We start from the raw sequence: 17,264 nt of genomic DNA, 5'->3' as shown, positions 1-17,264 counted from the left end.
TATTGCTTGTGAACGATAGACGATTTTTTACTTAGCTTTTTTGATCATAAAATTGTACACAGCACCAACTAAATTGGCATTATTTCCAAATTTTGAAGGTAGAATCTCAGTTTCCACTCGCTGTGCTCCTGTCCGCGTCCGTAAACATTCTATTTCTTCTTTCATCTTCTTGATAAATAATGAGTTACTGGAAATGGCTCCCCCAATAATTATTTTATCTGGGTCAAAACTGATCATCAGATTATAAATACCTCTAGCACTATACCGACAAAATTGTGTGATTAAATATTTTGCTAATTCATCCCCATTTGTTGCACGTACGAACAATACTTGCTAATTCACTAAATGAACCCTCTTCATTTAGCATCACATAGCCAAATTCTCCCCCAAATTGATGTTTTCCTGCCTGAATTTGTCTATTTTGGATAATAGCACCACCTACACCTGTACCAAAAACAAAATATAAAATACTTTGAGCATCATCTGCATGCCCTTTCCATATTTCTGACAAAGCAGCACAATTCGCATCATTTTCCATAGTAACAGGTAATTGAAAATAATCAGATAGCTCCTGAGTGAAACTTCTGTGATGAATGTAATCAATTGCCGTTAATCCATAAATTTTGTCTTCTTCTTGACTCACAGCTCCAGGTACACTAGTTGCTATCCCATCAATCAGATACCCATCGTTTCGATAACGTTCCAAAATTTTTTCGATTGCTTTTAAAGCTTCCTCCCAAGTTTTGGGCAGTGGCGTCACACCTTGTTCAATCAATTCCTCTTTCCAAAGTCCGTATTTGATTGATGTACCCCCAAAATCTAAAGCTAAAATGCCCATGGCTATACTCCTTCCAAATTGCTGCCATTACTTGCTATGACCTTTTGATACCAAAAATAACTGTCTTTTTTGTAACGCTTAAGGCTTCCTTTTTGCAACTCATCTTGATCAACATATACAAGTCCATAGCGCTTTTGATAGTCATTTAACCAACTAAGTAAATCAGTATATGACCAAGTACAATAACCTAAAACTTCGACACCGTCTGTTAAAGCTTCTTGAATCGCTTGAATATGATTTTTGAGATACGTGATTCGATAGCTGTCATGAATCTGGTTATTTTCAGTTAGTTTATCGTATTCCCCCAGCCCATTTTCAGTAATTATGATGGGTGTTTGATAACGACTAGCAATTCTTCTTAAAGCAATTCTCAGCCCACTTGGATCAATCTCCCAATCCCAATTTGTTCGTTCAACAAAAGGATTTGGGACTTTTTTGTAGACTCCTGGAAGACCACTTTCTCCAGAAGTTCCTTTTTTACCAGTCGTATTCATTTCACCAAAACCAACTCCTGTTAGCGGATTAAATCCATTGGTTGTTGACTGATAATAATTGATCCCTAAAAAGTCTGGTTTGGCACTTGCTAACAACGCCATATCTCCTGGTTCAATTTCAGGTGCCCAGCCCTTTTCTTCTAAATAGCGCAAAGCAGCTAGCGGATAACGCCCCTGCATGTAAATATCCATCCAAAAATTTGCAAGTAGATCCTCCGCATTTTCTGCAGCAAGAACGTTTTGGGGATTACTATCAATGGCATAGTTTGGAGAATAAGCAAAACTTGGTCCAATCTTACCTGGCATCTCTAATTCATGAAATTTATTGATTACTGCTGCATTTGCAAGATTTGCCATATGATTTGCATGATACATAAGCTTAGGATCACTAACTCCTGGTGGATGAGCAGCTAACAAATACCCATGGGAAATAAATATGTTCTGCTCATTCAAGCTTATCCAATAATGAACTTTTCCACGAAATGCTTCAAACAATACTTGGGCATAGTTGGTAAAATCTTCGATAATTTTTCGAGATTCCCATCCTTGATACTCTTCTTGTAATGCTTGAGGAAGATCCCAATGATATAACGTCAACATAGGTTCAATGTCATTGTCGATCAATTCATCCACTAAACGTTGATAAAAGGCTAAACCAGCTTGATTGATTGCTCCTCTGCCGTTAGGAAAAATCCGAGTCCACGACACGGAAAATCGATAAGTTTTCAAGCCTTGTTCTTTCATTAATGCAATATCTTGTTTAAAACGGCGATAGTGATCAACTGCAATTTCTCCTGTTGTTCCTTTAAATGTTTTACCAGGAATTTTTACGAATTTATCCCAAACAGATTCTCCTTTGCCATCTTCATCATAAGCACCTTCTACTTGATAGGCCGCTGAAGCAGAGCCCCACAAGAAGTCTTCTGGGAAGTCATTTAATTTTTGATGTTCCATTTTCTACACCCTTTTCATTTTCTTCATACCAATCTAGTACCTTAAAAATTTGTTTATCCCAATAGCCCCATTCGTGACTTCCATTAGAATAATCGGTTGTCAATTGGTACTTTTTCTTGTGACATTCTTTTTCAAAAGCTTTTGTATGGTCATATAAAAAATCTTGATAGCCACAGCAAGCAAAATAGTTCGTTGCTTCTTTACCGAGACCCGCTTCCAACATTGTAAAAAGATTTTCTGATTCCGCTTGTGCAAAATTTCCGAAAATCCCTTGCCAATAGAGTTTTTCCTGGTCAGACAATGGTTGCCCAGTCAAAGACTGCTGCTTATTGTTCTTTAACCCGTTAACCACATCTAATGCGCCAGACAATGAAGCTCCATAGGCAAAATAATCACTACGTTTCATCGCTAGTTTGATCGCGCCATAGCCCCCCATTGATAGTCCAGCAACGAGATGATCAGTTCTTTTTGAGGAAATATATGGGAAAAATTCATGACAAATCTGTAGTAATTCTTCCGAAATGAATTTCCAGTAATTCAGCCCGTATTTTGTATCTGTATACCATGACAAGTGTACATTTGGCATTACTACGATCATATTTTTATCTGAGACATAACGCTCGATATTAGAGCGCCTTAACCAAATTGTATGATCATCAGTCATTCCATGAAGCAAATATAAAATTTTATAAGTTTCAGATTCGGGAGCTTGTGACACACCGATTGAATGGTTCTGTCTTTGAGGGACGATCACCTTCATTGTCGTGTTCATATTCAATGTTTTGGAAAAAAATTAATATCAAAAAGAGCTGTCATTGATTATCACCTCTTTGTTGCATATCTATGATTTGTTTTACTGAACCAATTACACCGGCATCATTTGCCAATTTGCAAGGAATGACTTGGTGCATTTGAACGCTGGATAATACTCGGTACTCATGAATAATTCTTGTATAAGCTGCTTGTATCTCCGCCATAATCTGAGAATTTCCACTAACCCCTCCTCCTATCAAAATAGCTTCGGGTGCTATATACACACTAATGTTGGTTAGAAGTCGGGCAACATCATCTAAAAATTCATCTACATATTTTTTAGCTAATGCATCTTTTTGTGCGGCCAAATCAAAGATATACTTGGCATCCTTCACTTCTTTCCCAATCGCTAAGCTATATTTGCGACATAAACCGCCGACAACACCCGCATGTAATGAAGTAGAATCCAGTTTATATTCCTGATTTTCTCTACCCATTAAAGAAACACCGAACTCACCAGCTAAACCACCTTGCCCCCAATAAAGCTTACGATCAATCACGATCGCCCCTCCAATAGCGGAGCCTAAAGTCACGCAGACATAATTACTATAGTTCGCCCCATTTCCAAGCCAACCTTCAGCTAAGGCAACCGCTTTACTATCAGTAATGATTTCAACTGGTAGTTGTAAATGGTCTTGAGCAATTTCTTTAACGTTCAAGCCAATCAATTTTTTTAAGGAGCCTGCTGTTTGCATCGTTCCATCATGATTTATCACTCCTGGTAAACTAATTCCTACACCAGAAATATCTAAATACTGTTGTTGCTCGTTTAAATAATTTTTTAAATCGGTCAAAATTTGTGTCATATCATTTGTACTAGTGATTTTTTCTTTTTTTATTATCTGTCCTGTAGAATCAACTATCCCTAATTTAATAAAGGTCCCCCCGATATCGACACCTAAGTAATAGCTAGTCATACTGTTTGTTCACCTCACAAAATCTAAAATCTTCAAAGCGTTGTATGTTTTTCATCTCAAATAACCGATCTTCCGGAATATGCCCCACAAGATTGATTTTTTTATCACCAGGGCGATCTTTCAAAGCAATTTGAACTTCACCTTTATATTGCCCATAAGCCTCATTTAAAATGAGAATATCCCCTTCTTTGATCATCTGAACTGGGTGATTACTAGGCAATGGTTTATCTACAATCTTAGCGCGAAGCCTAGTTGAACGAATCATATAATCCGAAGAGTCTCCTCGATAGTTATGCGTGTAGTCAAATAAGAGCTGTCGTTCGAATGCAGTAATATCTTCCACTAAGGTGATATCTATTTTTTTCATTGAATCTTTGGCAGCTTCACTGACTTGACGTAATTCTTCTTCTGAGGCAAACATCGTACCAATCAGGACATCATCTATTAGACCACTTTGTAAAAGATCCCTCACTTGTATTCCTATTGGTAGGTGACGATGTTCCTCTAAGGTACAAAGCCCCTCTTGTAATGGCCAAGGACCATGTTCCCCGGACTGAGAAGTAACAAATGCTGCTGTCGTTAAATAACTTTGACAGAATTTTATTGAATACTGCTTAAACTGCTCTCTGGATAGCCCTGTATATTGCTGTGGGAAAAAATTATGGCAACCAGTAAGCTGCTTTCGATTCGGACCATAATCCAAAATTTGATCAAGATAATGAGAATAATTGCTCATATTTAATTCAATCTTGATACCATAAGGATTTTTAGTCATTTCAGCTTCTTCTTTCCCTATCATACCAGCATCTAAGCGAATACAATTAATTCCCCAATCAGCTAAAAATGTTAAGTCTTTATAGGACTCTCCTAAAACATCAAATATTGGTGGGATAAAATCAATGGCTACTTCAAATTCTTGCTCTCTTGCTTCTTTGATTATTTTTAAATATTTTTCCATGGACTCACTGACATTGTTCCGATCAATTTGAAGCAAGCTCAAGAATACACGTTGAAAGCCATACGATTTTGCTAAAGCTAAATAGTTTTTCATTTCATTAAATGAAGCTTTTTCTGGATATAAGGAAATTCCTAACACTGGATTTACTCCTAACAATTATTTATTTTTCATTTCTTCCTGTAGCTCTTTCATATCAGCGACTTTAACAAATGGGAACCAAATCAATGCCACAATTGCCGTGATAATAATGTAAATCAACAGGAATTGCCAGTTATCAATCAATGAAAACTTAACAAATCCTGGTGTTGTCCAAGGAATCGCTTCTGCCGTAGGATTATAGGGAATTGGCAAAATCGTACTCATTAATCCCCAAGAAACAAAACCTGCAACAAGTGGGCTTAAAACTAATGGTAAGAAAAAGATTGGATTCATTACTGTCGGAATCCCAAAGTTTAGCGGCTCGGTAATATTAAAAATCGTTGGCAACGCACCTAACTTAAACATTTCTTTATAGCGAGCTGACTTAGAGAAGAATAAACAAATAACCAGACCAAGCGCATTTCCTGCAGCTCCACAAACACCATACACGAGAGAAGCCATGGCGAAAGGCAACGTGCTGCCATTGGTATAAGCATCGATATTAGCAGTCATCATTGTTAAGGTTACAGCTGAAAGTGGTCCAGATAACACAGCATTATGGATACCAAAGAACCACAAGAAAGCAATCAATACTTGAATAAAAATCATTGATACTGGATTAGCCATCAAACTATTCAACGGTGCACTAATCATTTCTGTAATAAAAGTAAAGATATCTCCAAAATCAGTAAACGAAAAAGTAATCCGAATGGCACATACAAATAAGAAAATCGTGGTCACAATAAACGTCGGTGCTAAGGAATCAGAAACCATTGGTGGCACTGATGCTGGTAATTTGATCGTAAAATTTTTCTTTGACAAGATAGAATACAATTTGGTAATTCCAATTGCAACGATCATTCCTACGAAAATACCTTGTCCTCCTAAATAATCAAATTTCACCGCGTTGACTGTTGATTCCACCCATTTTCCCCCATCGTTGACATGCGTAACAACTTGTTGAGGGATTAAAATAAAATATGAAGCGAGAGAAATTAGACCTGCATTTTGTGAATGGACACCTAAGCGATTCGCATATGCATACGCAATATTATAAACTGCAAACAAACCCATTAGACCAATAGAGGCATTACTAACAGCGGCTAGACCAGGTGCTAAGTTCATATCCTGTAACCATTTAAGCCAAGCAGGAATCGGGAAATTTGCCAAAATTAATATGAACGCAGAGCCAATCGTCGCTGGACTTGTTCGAATAAATCCTTCAGATAGTGCTCCTAAGATATTATTGTTTTGCATCTTTGCTGAAAGCGGAAACAAATTATTGTTTAAAAACGCTTCGAATTTTTTCATTACTCAATACTCCATTCTAATATGTTTAAATAAATGTTTTTTTGATCAAGTACTTTAATCATCCATAGTATAAACAATGATTATGAATAGATATACCAAAAAAGTGTTTCTTTTATTAAGAAAGTGTTTTATATTTTGAATGGAGGTGTTAGTATGTCGCCAATCCTTATTTCATTAATATCCATAACAGAAAAACTAGGCATTCCCGTCAGTGTGGTTGAAAAAACACTAAAAACAGAAGAAAATCAGCTTTCTGCTATTCAAATGTATAATATAAAACGAGAAATCTATGGAACTTTTTTATATAGTGACAGTTCATCGGAGACAGGTTATATGCAGATTACCTGTGGCCCATTACTCATGGCTGAGGTAAATTTTGGTTTAAAAGAAGCCGAGGATACCACACAAGAATTCAGACAAATCCTTACAAATCTATTTATATTAGCAAATCATCATTCACCAAAAAAAATCGACGATAAGCAATTAAATTTAGAAGAATTTTACCAATCACAAACATTCTCTTATAATACTTTTTACGATATTGAAGAATACTATAAGTTAGAGTTGCTGCTCTTTTCTCATGTAAAAGATCGCAATAAACTAGCTGCAATAAAAACACTTGAATTATTTATCAAATATTACTATAAGAGCCTTACAAGCGATCAACTCAAATGTTTTTATTGTGCGCTCATTACATTATTTACACGAGTGGAAGTTGAAAAAGGTGTGCCGGTCAGCAAAGTTTTTAATAGACAGTTTCAGTACTATGAATATTTACAGGAAATTCGTGATATCAATAAGTTTGAAACATTATCTAAGCAAGCCATTCATGACTTTTTGGCTCATCCAACCAATATTCCTAAAAAAACCTATAGCCCTGTTACCGTATGTGTTCTTAACTATGTAGAAAATCATCTGTATGAAGCTATTTCTTTAAAAGATATCTGTGATGTTTTAAATCGGGATTCAAAATACGTGGGAAGGTTATTTTATAAAGAAGTTGGGATGCATTTTAAAGATTTCATGCATTTGAAGAAAATTGAAAAGGCCAAGTACTTTTTATTATTTTCTAACAAATCCATCAATCAAATTGCCGAAGAACTATCGTTTAGCACCCAGAGCCATTTCTCAACCGTATTCAAAAAGATCGTAGGCATAACCCCATATAAATATCAGCGCAATCGTGTCTATTATTCTTATTGAGTAGTGATAATAGTAGTAATCGCTCAGTTCAAGGATTAGGGGAAGCATGAAACTGATCATTCAAAGTGTAGTGAAATGAAATACTAAATCTAGAATGCACTCCCCCTCTCATTCAACTTTCATTCTTTGCGGCATACTCACGCTACTCTTCTTGAAAATGGTGCTAAGATGAAGGAATTTCCTGAACGACTAGGGCATAGCAGAATTTCTATTACGATGGATACTCTCACATGCCGAATAAAATGCAAAATGAAACGGTCGACATTATGGAGAAGCTTAGAAAGAACTCTTGAGGTTTGCCACCCAAAAAACCACCGGTGGCAAATCCATGTAAACATGGTCTAATTTTTACACTATTTTCAAGCAAGCGCTGCTATTTCTTCGCATGTGGGAAAACCGTGGGAAAAACAGATAAAAAAGGTCTAGCCATTGAGCTAGACCTTTTGCTATTTCTTCGGTTCGTCCTCATCCATTTTCAGAACAGCCATGAAGGCTTCCTATAAGATTGTGTTATTCACAAAGTTTTTCTAATATCTATACATCATTATAAATCCTATTATACCAACTTTCATATTAAGCAAGAGCCTATTATTTAATACTTGCTGATACTCATATAATAATAATGGATATTTTATAAAGGGGCGAAAAAATGGCGAAATTATTTCTTTAATAGAATATTTTTTACCTTGTAAGACTCGATTATACGACCGGATGTTTATGAGCCATAATATAAAAAAAACCATCTCGATTGAGATGGTTAAAGTTCAACATTATTTTACGATATTTACCGCTTGAGGACCACGTTGTCCTTCTTCAATATCATAAGAAACAGCTTGACCTTCATCTAATGTTTTAAATCCATCGCCTTGAATAGCTGAGAAGTGTGCAAATACGTCATTTCCATCTTCACCAGTGATAAATCCAAAACCTTTATCTGAGTTAAACCATTTTACTGTACCGTTATTCATATATATTTCCTCCTAATACGTATATAATACGTGTTTTGTTGCAATTAATATTACTTGGTAAAAGGAGTTTTTATAGTGTGAATATATCGCTCAGATTACGTTTCAAATTAGATTACTTAATTACTATAACACGGATGCAATGGTAACACAAGGATAACTGCTTGATACACTTTTTAATACAAAATTTGGAGTAAATATTTAGAATGATTAATTAAAGGATGAAAAAATTGAAAATAAACGACTAACGCCACTAATTACAATATTACATCATTTACTTAAAACTTTAATAAATTTTACTTTTCTACTATATTGACTATTGCTTTTCCACAAATTAATTCTTGTTCTAAAACTGATTTTATTTGCAATGCACATTCTTTTGAAAATGGTTCAGCCTCTTTCCATGATCCTAATAGTGGATAATTATTGATTACACTTTTGACATATTGTTTGTTTTTTACTCCTCGTGTTTGTACTTCTACATAATACATAGTGATACCTTCTTTATTAGTTTTTTATGTAAAGACTACTCTTATGAGTAGTCTCATAGATAATAAATCGCAGTAAAATACAGGAGATCTTTGTGAGGTTGATCGTAGTTACTACGAAATTTATTTTGTGCTACATAGTTTAACCTGAATAATGCGAATACAACATGTAATATCTTGTAGCACATTATAATTATAATCTATTAAATTAAGTTTTTTTATTTGTTTTTGTTATATCTAATATAAAAAATATTACCTAATAATAAAAAACATTATATTTAACCAAAAATGGCAGAATAGAAATACAATCTATTTTTTATAAAATAGATTAATCAAAAGCAACTAAAAAGAGCTACTCTTTCAAGTAGCTCTGAATAGATGTCATCAATCTTAAAAAGAAAAGAGATCATTCACTATTTGAGGACTGTTTATCCAGAGAAGTCAGCCAGCTACCTGAAACTTATGCGACAACTTTGCGAACATTTAAAAAGTTTCTGCCACAGATCCGAAATGCCCTCCGCTACAGTTATTCAAACGGACCACTCGAATGTTTAAACAACCATATTAAAGTATTAAAACGCAATGCTTATGGGTTTCGAAATTTTTATCATTTCAAACGTCGGATCATGATTCGACACGGTAAAACTATTTTAACCAAATAAAAAGAACAGAAAGAAGTTTTTCTTCTTTCTGCCCAAATTATTCTAAGATTTCTCTTTACCAACATCATTTGACAAAGAGCCTGGGAAAACCGTGGGAAAAACAGATAAAAAAGGTCTAGCTCAATGGCTAGACCCTTTGCTATTTCTTCGGTTCGTCCTCGTCCATTTTCGATTCCGACAACTAGCCTATAAAACCCGGTATATCAACATCGAAAATTCAAAAATCGGCTAAAAACGGCTCGTGACAGTAATTTGACAGCAGTAAATCGCAAAAAAAATTACACTTCAAATTTGGTAAACTCATCTGCTAAAGTTTGGTTGGTATCGGGATAAAGATGCCCATACTTATCTAAAGTTGTCTTAACAGAAGAATGCCCCAAACGCTTTGATACAGCATAGATATTGTTATTATGTTCAATCAAAAATGCCACATGAGAATGTCGTAAACCATGTAAGTGAATCGGTTTGACACCAGCTACTTCAGCTAATTTTTTTACTCGACCTAAAAATGTCTTTGGCGATGGCGGTAAACCATCAAAGGTAAAAATAAAACCCAAGTCATCCCCAATTGTTTTTTGAGACTCTTTCCATTCCCTCAAGTCTTCTATCGTTTGCTTGTCTAGAGTAATCGTTCGGATACTTGAAGTATTCTTAGTATCTGAGAAATCATAATCCGTTCTTGTTCGAATATAAAGTGACTTACTCACACTACAAGTTCCTTTGCGAAAATCAATATCTGGCCATTGTAGCGCAAAAAGTTCTTCACTTCTTAGTCCAGTCACGAATAAAAAGCGCATCATTCGTTTATAAAATTCTTCTTGGAAATCACATCGATATGAACAATTGTATACTTTCTTAAATTCATCAACAGTCCAAAATGCCACAACCGATCGCTGGGTTCTGATTTTCCCAATAGTGTCTACCGGATTCTCATCAATGACTTCCAAAACTACCGCACGCTTAAAAATAATCCGTAACTTATTAAAAATCTGTTTAATATAATTGTTCGAAAGCGGACGTATTTTTCCTTCTTTATTCGTGACAGAACATTCTTGAACAAGAAATTGTTGAAACTCTTGAATATGAATCGGTCGAATTTTTTCCATTTGCATTTTTCCAAAATAAGCTAAAGCACGTTTTAAAGTCTTATCGGTTTTTACATAGGTTTTCTCAACCGTCCCAAGTTTATACCACGGAAAAAAATACTTCTTATAAAACTCACGAAAAGTAATCCCTTGTAAATAAACTTCTTGAGAATCAGAATAATTCTTTTTCAATTCCTCCATCGCATCTTTTGCTTCTTTTTGCGATTTAAATCCTCTTCTAGTGGGTTGAATTCTCTTTCCGAAACGATCATAACCCAAAGTTAATGAAAAATACCACGTTCCTCTCTTCTCGTCTTTGTACACATTTGCAACTCTTCTCATCAGTATTCATCCTCCCAAGAAATGTGTAAGACCTCTTCAATGACACTCACGGGTATCCTTTTAATCTTGCTATTTCGATAAAAAGAATACCCATTAGTGACCAAAAGAGCTTTGCATTCCCTGAAGATCTTGTCAGCGTAATACCTCGAAAATCCCAACTTGATAATATCTTGCCGAGTGGCTGTTTTCATTCTATCGCCTTCTCTTTCCTATGTCAGCGCCTCACGAAAAAACATAAGTTACAAATTATAAAAACATTTATTCATCTACCAGCTGCTCATGTCAAAAAGCACATAGGATTTTCACCTCTCCCCAGTGATGGCGAGCCGATTTGGTTACGGAAGTATCATTATTACATTTGCAGATTATGGCTCGAATTCGACAATTCTTTTCTGAATTATTTATCGCTCCGATTACTCATCATGGCGTAATTAGGAAATGCTCCCTGCAAATGGAAAGTACTGGTAAATTTTGTATTCAATTTTCAAAGGTCATTTTCCTTACACTAATAAAGACAATTGAGAATACAAAAAAGCAACTCTCTTTGAAAGAAAGTTGCTTTTTTGAAATGATCATTATAATTAAAGTACATCAACAGTGTAGGCTTTCCTTAATTGGTTTAATCCAATAATTCTGATTGCTCCAATAAAAGTCTAATGATTCGACGACTCATTTTTTCAGCAAGATAAACTTGAACAGCATTCCCAATTCTTTATAGTACTCATTCAATTTATAGTTTCTTGAAATAATCTTTGACATCATTTTATAAAGTCTGATACCAAGGTACCTACAAAATACTAGCAAGAAGAGTCACTCCAACTCTTTGATATCAATAGTTGAATTAGTGTCCTTTCGTTCAAAAGTCTCTTTATCAAAATTAGTAATGATATTTTCTCGTGTAGAGTCTAAAATTGTTTTAGGGTTCTGCCTTTTCCCCAGCTCTTTCCAAGTGTAATCTGGCACAGTATCAGAAAGAAAATGGAGGAGCATAGTATCAGTTAAATATTTTCCATCTCGTAGTATCTCCCTATGTTTACCACTCAATGCACCCACTAAATGATAGGTCCAAATTCCATGACCTAACAAATCACTTGCATAAGATGTTTCTCCAACCTGACACGATAAGAATACACCATAGTACGGGAATGAAGTTGTCAGTACTTTGAATTCATCATCTTGTAAATCAGAAATTACCGATCTTTCGATATCCGAATTTAGTTTTTGAGCACACGCATCTATAAATAGCAAAGCATTTTTACATTCAGATCTCTTCAATGGAGTTAACAACACTTGATCCAAAGAAACAGATGTTTCAAATATATTGGTGGGGTAAGTATCATACGTTGATAAATAATTTGTTAACCCATCATGGAATCCATGACCAGCATAATAAAAGATTAATCTATCCTTTTCTTTTAACATTTTGACGAACGAACTAATTTCATTCTCTAGTACATTTTGAAATGCTTCCTCATTTACGAACATCAGAATGTCCTCGTCTTTTACATCCATCGTATTCTGAAGCATATTTTTGAAAGAAAAAGCATCTGCTTTCGCATATCTTACATTGGGCATTCTATTTCTTGGACCTGGATAATATTCCTCAATTGCTATAATGATAGCCTTTGTTCGATCAAAATCAGCATGTAACAGCTTTTGCTGACGTATTATTGTACCACTTTCCAATAATGTTTGAGTTCCAACTCGAATATATTTTAAACCATTATATAGTATTTCATCATCAGATTTATCTACTTCAATTACTAATAATCTCTTTTCTTGAAGGCAAATCCAGTCATATTTGAACTCAGGGATAATATTAAAAGAAGATGCTACTTTCTCCATTATTCGTTGAATCTGATAATCAGAACTTAATCCGATAATATCATTTTTTTCAATATGATTTTCTTTAAGACCAAATACGATCTTACCGCCAGCTAAATTGGCAAAAGATGAAATTATTTGTGCAAGCTTTTGAGGTGCAAATGGCACTGGAGAACATTCAAATGTCTCTGAATTTTTTTGCCTAGCTAGTTCAACAACTTCTTCATCAGTAATTTCTATACTATGGATAGGTATCCGATTTACACCAGTTTTTTCAAGCAATTGGCCCATAGACATTTTTTTTGGTACATTTATTCCATCTTCATACCACAGTTCTGCCTCAACATACTTGAGTACATCAAACTCTGATGTATAAAATAAAATCACTTGATTATTGTCAGATGGTCGGGCCACAATCGCTAAATCATTACCATTCTTAGTAATACCTCCAATAATACTTGGAGCAATTTGAAACTGACCAGAACAGTCATATTCAGGCAATAATTCAAGATAGTCTAAAACATTTTTGACAGATCTATCTATCATCTTTTGTACGTATAATAGCTTTTTGTAATCCGGATCTGAGATGTGATAATTCTGAGGTGATGTAACCCCCTTTTTTACTCTTCCCTCAACTTCCGCAAAAGACTTTGGACTTGTCTCGGTTTTGGAATTTTTCATTTTACTTATTATTTGATCTGAAAGAGGAACACCCTCTTGATTAAAGTGTTCAACTATTTCTTCATAAGTAGAACGAAGGAGAAAATCAACTTTTTTATTTTGACCAAATAATCCAAAGTATCTTGCAAGCAAATCACTGAGGTAAAGTAACACGCTATTACTATACCAAGGCTTAGTTACATATAGTATTTTCCCATCAAAATGTGTATTCACATTCTTTATAAAATCAATACCCTCATAGGTTATTTCTAATTTATCGGCTTCAAAAATAGTTAGTTCTTCTATGGATCTGATCAATTCATTTGTATCTAAAATTTTAAAATTTTGACTTTCTTCAAAAGATATCCACTCAGTCAGAGCAGGTACCACTGTAATTAGTTTGTTCTCTAATCCACTACAATATTCTTCATTGACCGCCTCTACTATAAATTGACTTTGTTCTAAAATTCTAACATCAAAGTACCTAAGTAATGTTCTCAAGTATGGATGGTGCTTATTTTCAGAATTCAGTTCAAGAAATTGGAATTGCTCCTGAAAAATGGACTCATTTCCATCGATAAAGAATTTTATTTCCCCACATTCTTCAAAATTACCAGTTGTGGTTAGAAGCGAACTATTCAAACTCCATTCTTTAACTTCTAGAATCTCGTCACTACTTAAATTAGCTGTTAAATCAAGAATTTTTGAGTATACTATCTGTATTCTTTCAATATTTTCTTTTTTTACTTTTCCATCATCGGTGTCCTGAGAAATTTTTGTTAAAATCTCTAAATAATCCGATAAGGAAAAAGATGTCTTAAAGGAAAAAAATGATTTCCAATCTGGCGTTAAATCTTCACCTTCAAATATTGGCAAATAAGGACCAGAAATTTTTAGAATTTCTTCAGAGTTTAAAAATACACTATTTGCTGTCGAACACGTTTTCAGCGTAGTAGGAACACAAGAAATATTCTTTATGAACCACGGAAGATAGTTACTTACTTGGTTTCCTGATATTCGCCCAGGATACCCAGTTCTTCCCCAATATCCCGTTGCCGGCATAGTTAGCTTATCTATATCGATATTATGAACAACGTCCTCCCAGAACACTTTTGCAAAAGTAAAGTTGTTCTCTGTATCCTCTAAGAAGCTAAGACTGGTTAGCCCTTTATACTTATCTATTAGGAAACTTGAAAGAAATGGACTAAAGTACTTATCTTCTGCTTCCAGAAAATCTTTTCTAAGATCTATAAACAAAGGATCATGAACTATTTCAATTCCACATTTTACACCTAGCTTACTAAAAAAGACCTTCCAGTTATCCTTATCTCCCTTACTTCCTGTAAAGTAGGAATCGTTGACAAAAATATCTTTCTCTATAATGTTTTCGATAATCAATCTAGGACCATAATAATCTGAAAGGTAACAATCTCTAGCGGGAACAAGCGCCCCTGTGGTAGTTAATAATCTAATAGGGCTTAGTTTAGTGAATAATTCATCAGAAAGTTCCCCTTTTAGGTAGAGATTAAATATATCAGAGATAACCGATACCGCATTTTCAATGGTTACGTAAGTATCAATGAACGGAATCAAATTTTGAATAATGTACGTAATATCAGTTTTTTCAGTAACACCGAGCGATTCAAGCCAATGCCTAGTGGCAACATCAAATCGAAGTCGTTCCAACAAAACAGAATTAATGAAGGAAAGTTCACTCTGAATTTCATCCCATCTCTGATCTGATATTTCTGGGAAACAAACTTTTTCGGGTGGTAACATGTTATTTTTATGTGATAGTACAAAGGATAGCTTTCTTAGATATTGATTGGTAACTTCCTGAATTTTTGGATCATCAAAACACTTTTTAAAAAAAATGATCAATTGTATATTATCTTCAGGAGAATGAGTATTCATAAAGTCATTCGATGAGAAGAGAGAATCCAAATCGTTCCAAGACAAACTAGCTGCTCCCATTTTTTTAATTCACGATTGAATTGAGAAAATAAAGAGAACGACCTCTTTCCCGTAATCCTCGTATCAACATTTTGTTCAACATACCTTTTAATACAGGATCCATCAATAAAGGCTTCTTTGGAAATGTTAGTAAAGTCAACTATTGTTTCGTCAATTTTTTTCACAGTTCTTTCTTCGGTAAGAACAAAAGGTATATTCTTAAGCGCTTCATCATACCCTCTATTAAAACTGGAACCCAAGCTATTTCCATTAATATGTTTAGGTAATAAAAAGTATGCCTGTGCTCCGTATTCACCTTGAACTAGCTCGGATATCCACTCAAAAATAGCCTTCGCAACTTCACTGAATATCCATTGATTCCATTTTGAATCAACGTGTAAGCTTTCCCTGTTAGCAGATGTTAGAAAATTAGTATTTACGAGAACAGGAATATCATATTTTCTTTCTTCTGTTGGAAGATATGCAAAAATTCGTTGATCCGTATCTTTCAACTTTGAAAGTCCATCGTCACCAATCTTTGCTCCGAGAGAAATTGTAATCTCCGTAGTTTGTAGCAACTTGTCTGGTATATTTTTTTCATCAGTTAAGAGAGTCCGGACACTCTCCGGAACTGATCTTTGTCTTTCAGTTACTAGCCATTTATGAGGCTTGTGTGAGTTTTTTTGAATAGTAATGATATCTCTGTCACGACTTACTGAAATGACATCTTTTTTATCTAATTCGAATGTTATTTCACAAACATTTTTTAAAAAAAGAAAAATATTTGCATTATTTGCAATTAAGTCCAATGCTTCTGACGTCTCAACTACATTTGACAGTTCAATTATTGTAGCAACGTTAGCACGAATATTTTTAATATAAAGACTGATGTCTGATTCAACGCTATTATTCTCTGTCCATATTGGGATAATCTGCCATGGCATTACAAATTGTCGGTCATTAAACAACTCCCAGTTTTGTCGGTTGCTTTCCCATCTCCAAGGGTGATTGTATGCTGCATCAAAAGAAAAATACTCTCCATCGCTATAAATGATAACTTTCTGAGAATGTCCGAAAACAGCTTTGAATCCTATTCCTTTATAACCTGTCTTCGACATGTCACTCCTCTTTGTTCCGTTATTAATATTGCAGATTCCTCGTAAATCTTTATCTGAAAATACTGATCCACTATGAGCGACTACTAGTTTATTCTCGAATAGTTTTATCCATACCCTTATTGGTTCTCCATTTTTATAGGAATCATCCGCGTTTTGAAGAAGTTCATAAATAAACCGATTTGAATCAGTATATAAATCACTCGACAATGTTTCAAGAGAACTCGCTAGGTTCACCGCCTGACCCGGTTCGTTATAATTTGAATTTTGATCAAACAATTCCTGTATTTGTGGCTTTAATGTCATTAGAAATCTGACCTTTCTAGTTAGAAATTATGCATATTTCATTGTAATCATCTATACTTTATCATCGAATCTTTTAAAACAAATAACCAATCTTAATCCTTAATTTGTTAAGTATTTATGATAATAAGAAAAGTCACCGTTCTCCTCCATAATGTAATTGGATACAGGTACACTGGTGACTACTAATCTACATATTATTTTACAGCCAAGCAACCTCAATAAAATAGGAATATTCAAA

14 protein-coding genes and 2 pseudogenes are annotated in these 17,264 nt (G+C 34.5%); 3 read left to right on the top strand and 13 right to left on the bottom strand.

The window, feature by feature from the left end:
* Positions 1–27: 27 nt before the first annotated feature.
* From AB3I42_RS04780 to AB3I42_RS04750, 7 genes are read right to left on the bottom strand one after another with little or no spacing between them, the layout of a single operon-like run.
* On the bottom strand, positions 28–327 hold the full coding sequence (locus tag AB3I42_RS04780; protein WP_228012162.1) for an ROK family protein: 300 nt from the start codon (positions 325–327) through the stop codon (positions 28–30).
* Entirely contained in the window at positions 299–838 is a 540-nt protein-coding gene (locus tag AB3I42_RS04775) for an ROK family protein (protein ID WP_368022345.1), read from the bottom strand. Before AB3I42_RS04775 ends, AB3I42_RS04780 begins: the two co-directional genes overlap by 29 nt.
* 2 nt (positions 839–840) lie before the next feature.
* On the bottom strand, positions 841–2,286 hold the full coding sequence (locus tag AB3I42_RS04770) for a glycoside hydrolase family 1 protein (protein ID WP_181933722.1): 1,446 nt from the start codon (positions 2,284–2,286) through the stop codon (positions 841–843).
* Complete coding sequence (locus tag AB3I42_RS04765) at positions 2,264–3,046, bottom strand: alpha/beta hydrolase family protein (RefSeq protein WP_231480117.1); 783 nt, start codon at positions 3,044–3,046, stop codon at positions 2,264–2,266. The genes AB3I42_RS04770 and AB3I42_RS04765 overlap by 23 nt, the downstream gene beginning before the upstream one ends.
* Positions 3,047–3,098: 52 nt before the next feature.
* A complete protein-coding gene (locus tag AB3I42_RS04760) occupies positions 3,099–4,016 on the bottom strand; it encodes an ROK family protein (RefSeq protein ID WP_368022343.1) in 918 nt (305 codons plus the stop codon).
* Entirely contained in the window at positions 4,009–5,112 is a 1,104-nt protein-coding gene (locus AB3I42_RS04755) for a DUF871 domain-containing protein (RefSeq protein ID WP_181914483.1), read from the bottom strand. Before AB3I42_RS04755 ends, AB3I42_RS04760 begins: the two co-directional genes overlap by 8 nt.
* Before the next feature lie 18 nt (positions 5,113–5,130).
* Positions 5,131–6,423, bottom strand: a complete 1,293-nt coding sequence (locus AB3I42_RS04750; protein ID WP_306690693.1) for a PTS sugar transporter subunit IIC — start codon at positions 6,421–6,423, stop codon at positions 5,131–5,133.
* Positions 6,424–6,558: 135 nt separating this feature from the next.
* Here AB3I42_RS04750 and AB3I42_RS04745 point away from each other — a divergent pair, with 135 nt between their 5' ends.
* Positions 6,559–7,626: a helix-turn-helix domain-containing protein gene (locus tag AB3I42_RS04745; RefSeq protein ID WP_368022342.1), complete on the top strand. Its 1,068-nt coding sequence runs from the start codon at positions 6,559–6,561 to the stop codon at positions 7,624–7,626.
* Between the two features lie 49 nt (positions 7,627–7,675).
* Positions 7,676–7,919: pseudogene (locus AB3I42_RS04740) on the top strand (tyrosine-type recombinase/integrase); the annotation flags it as partial.
* 477 nt (positions 7,920–8,396) lie between these two features.
* Here the strand turns inward: AB3I42_RS04740 and AB3I42_RS04735 are convergent.
* Both AB3I42_RS04735 and AB3I42_RS04730 read right to left on the bottom strand, forming a co-directional pair.
* Positions 8,397–8,594: a cold-shock protein gene (locus AB3I42_RS04735; protein ID WP_010718754.1), complete on the bottom strand. Its 198-nt coding sequence runs from the start codon at positions 8,592–8,594 to the stop codon at positions 8,397–8,399.
* A gap of 293 nt (positions 8,595–8,887) precedes the next feature.
* Positions 8,888–9,082 carry a hypothetical protein gene (locus tag AB3I42_RS04730; protein ID WP_010719054.1) on the bottom strand — a complete coding sequence of 65 codons (195 nt, stop codon included), beginning with the start codon at positions 9,080–9,082 and terminating at the stop codon, positions 8,888–8,890.
* A 443-nt stretch (positions 9,083–9,525) separates the two neighbouring features.
* Between AB3I42_RS04730 and AB3I42_RS04725 the strand changes: the two are divergent.
* Positions 9,526–9,741 (top strand): annotated as a pseudogene (locus tag AB3I42_RS04725) (transposase); the annotation flags it as partial.
* Between the two features lie 278 nt (positions 9,742–10,019).
* Here AB3I42_RS04725 and AB3I42_RS04720 read toward each other — a convergent pair.
* From AB3I42_RS04720 to AB3I42_RS04705, 4 genes are all read right to left on the bottom strand, one after another.
* Positions 10,020–11,168, bottom strand: a complete 1,149-nt coding sequence (locus AB3I42_RS04720; RefSeq protein WP_154066612.1) for a site-specific integrase — start codon at positions 11,166–11,168, stop codon at positions 10,020–10,022.
* Positions 11,168–11,359, bottom strand: a complete 192-nt coding sequence (locus AB3I42_RS04715) for a DUF3173 domain-containing protein (RefSeq protein ID WP_016171849.1) — start codon at positions 11,357–11,359, stop codon at positions 11,168–11,170. The genes AB3I42_RS04720 and AB3I42_RS04715 overlap by 1 nt, the downstream gene beginning before the upstream one ends.
* 619 nt (positions 11,360–11,978) lie before the next feature.
* A complete protein-coding gene (locus AB3I42_RS04710; RefSeq protein ID WP_368022341.1) occupies positions 11,979–15,611 on the bottom strand; it encodes an RNA-binding domain-containing protein in 3,633 nt (1,210 codons plus the stop codon).
* On the bottom strand, positions 15,563–17,026 hold the full coding sequence (locus AB3I42_RS04705) for a hypothetical protein (RefSeq protein WP_368022340.1): 1,464 nt from the start codon (positions 17,024–17,026) through the stop codon (positions 15,563–15,565). Before AB3I42_RS04705 ends, AB3I42_RS04710 begins: the two co-directional genes overlap by 49 nt.
* Positions 17,027–17,264: the final 238 nt, after the last annotated feature.

It is taken from the genome of Enterococcus sp. C53 (assembly GCF_040887425.1).
Lineage (GTDB): Bacteria > Bacillota > Bacilli > Lactobacillales > Enterococcaceae > Enterococcus_B > Enterococcus_B hirae.
This window is presented reverse-complemented; position numbering and strand designations above follow the sequence as displayed.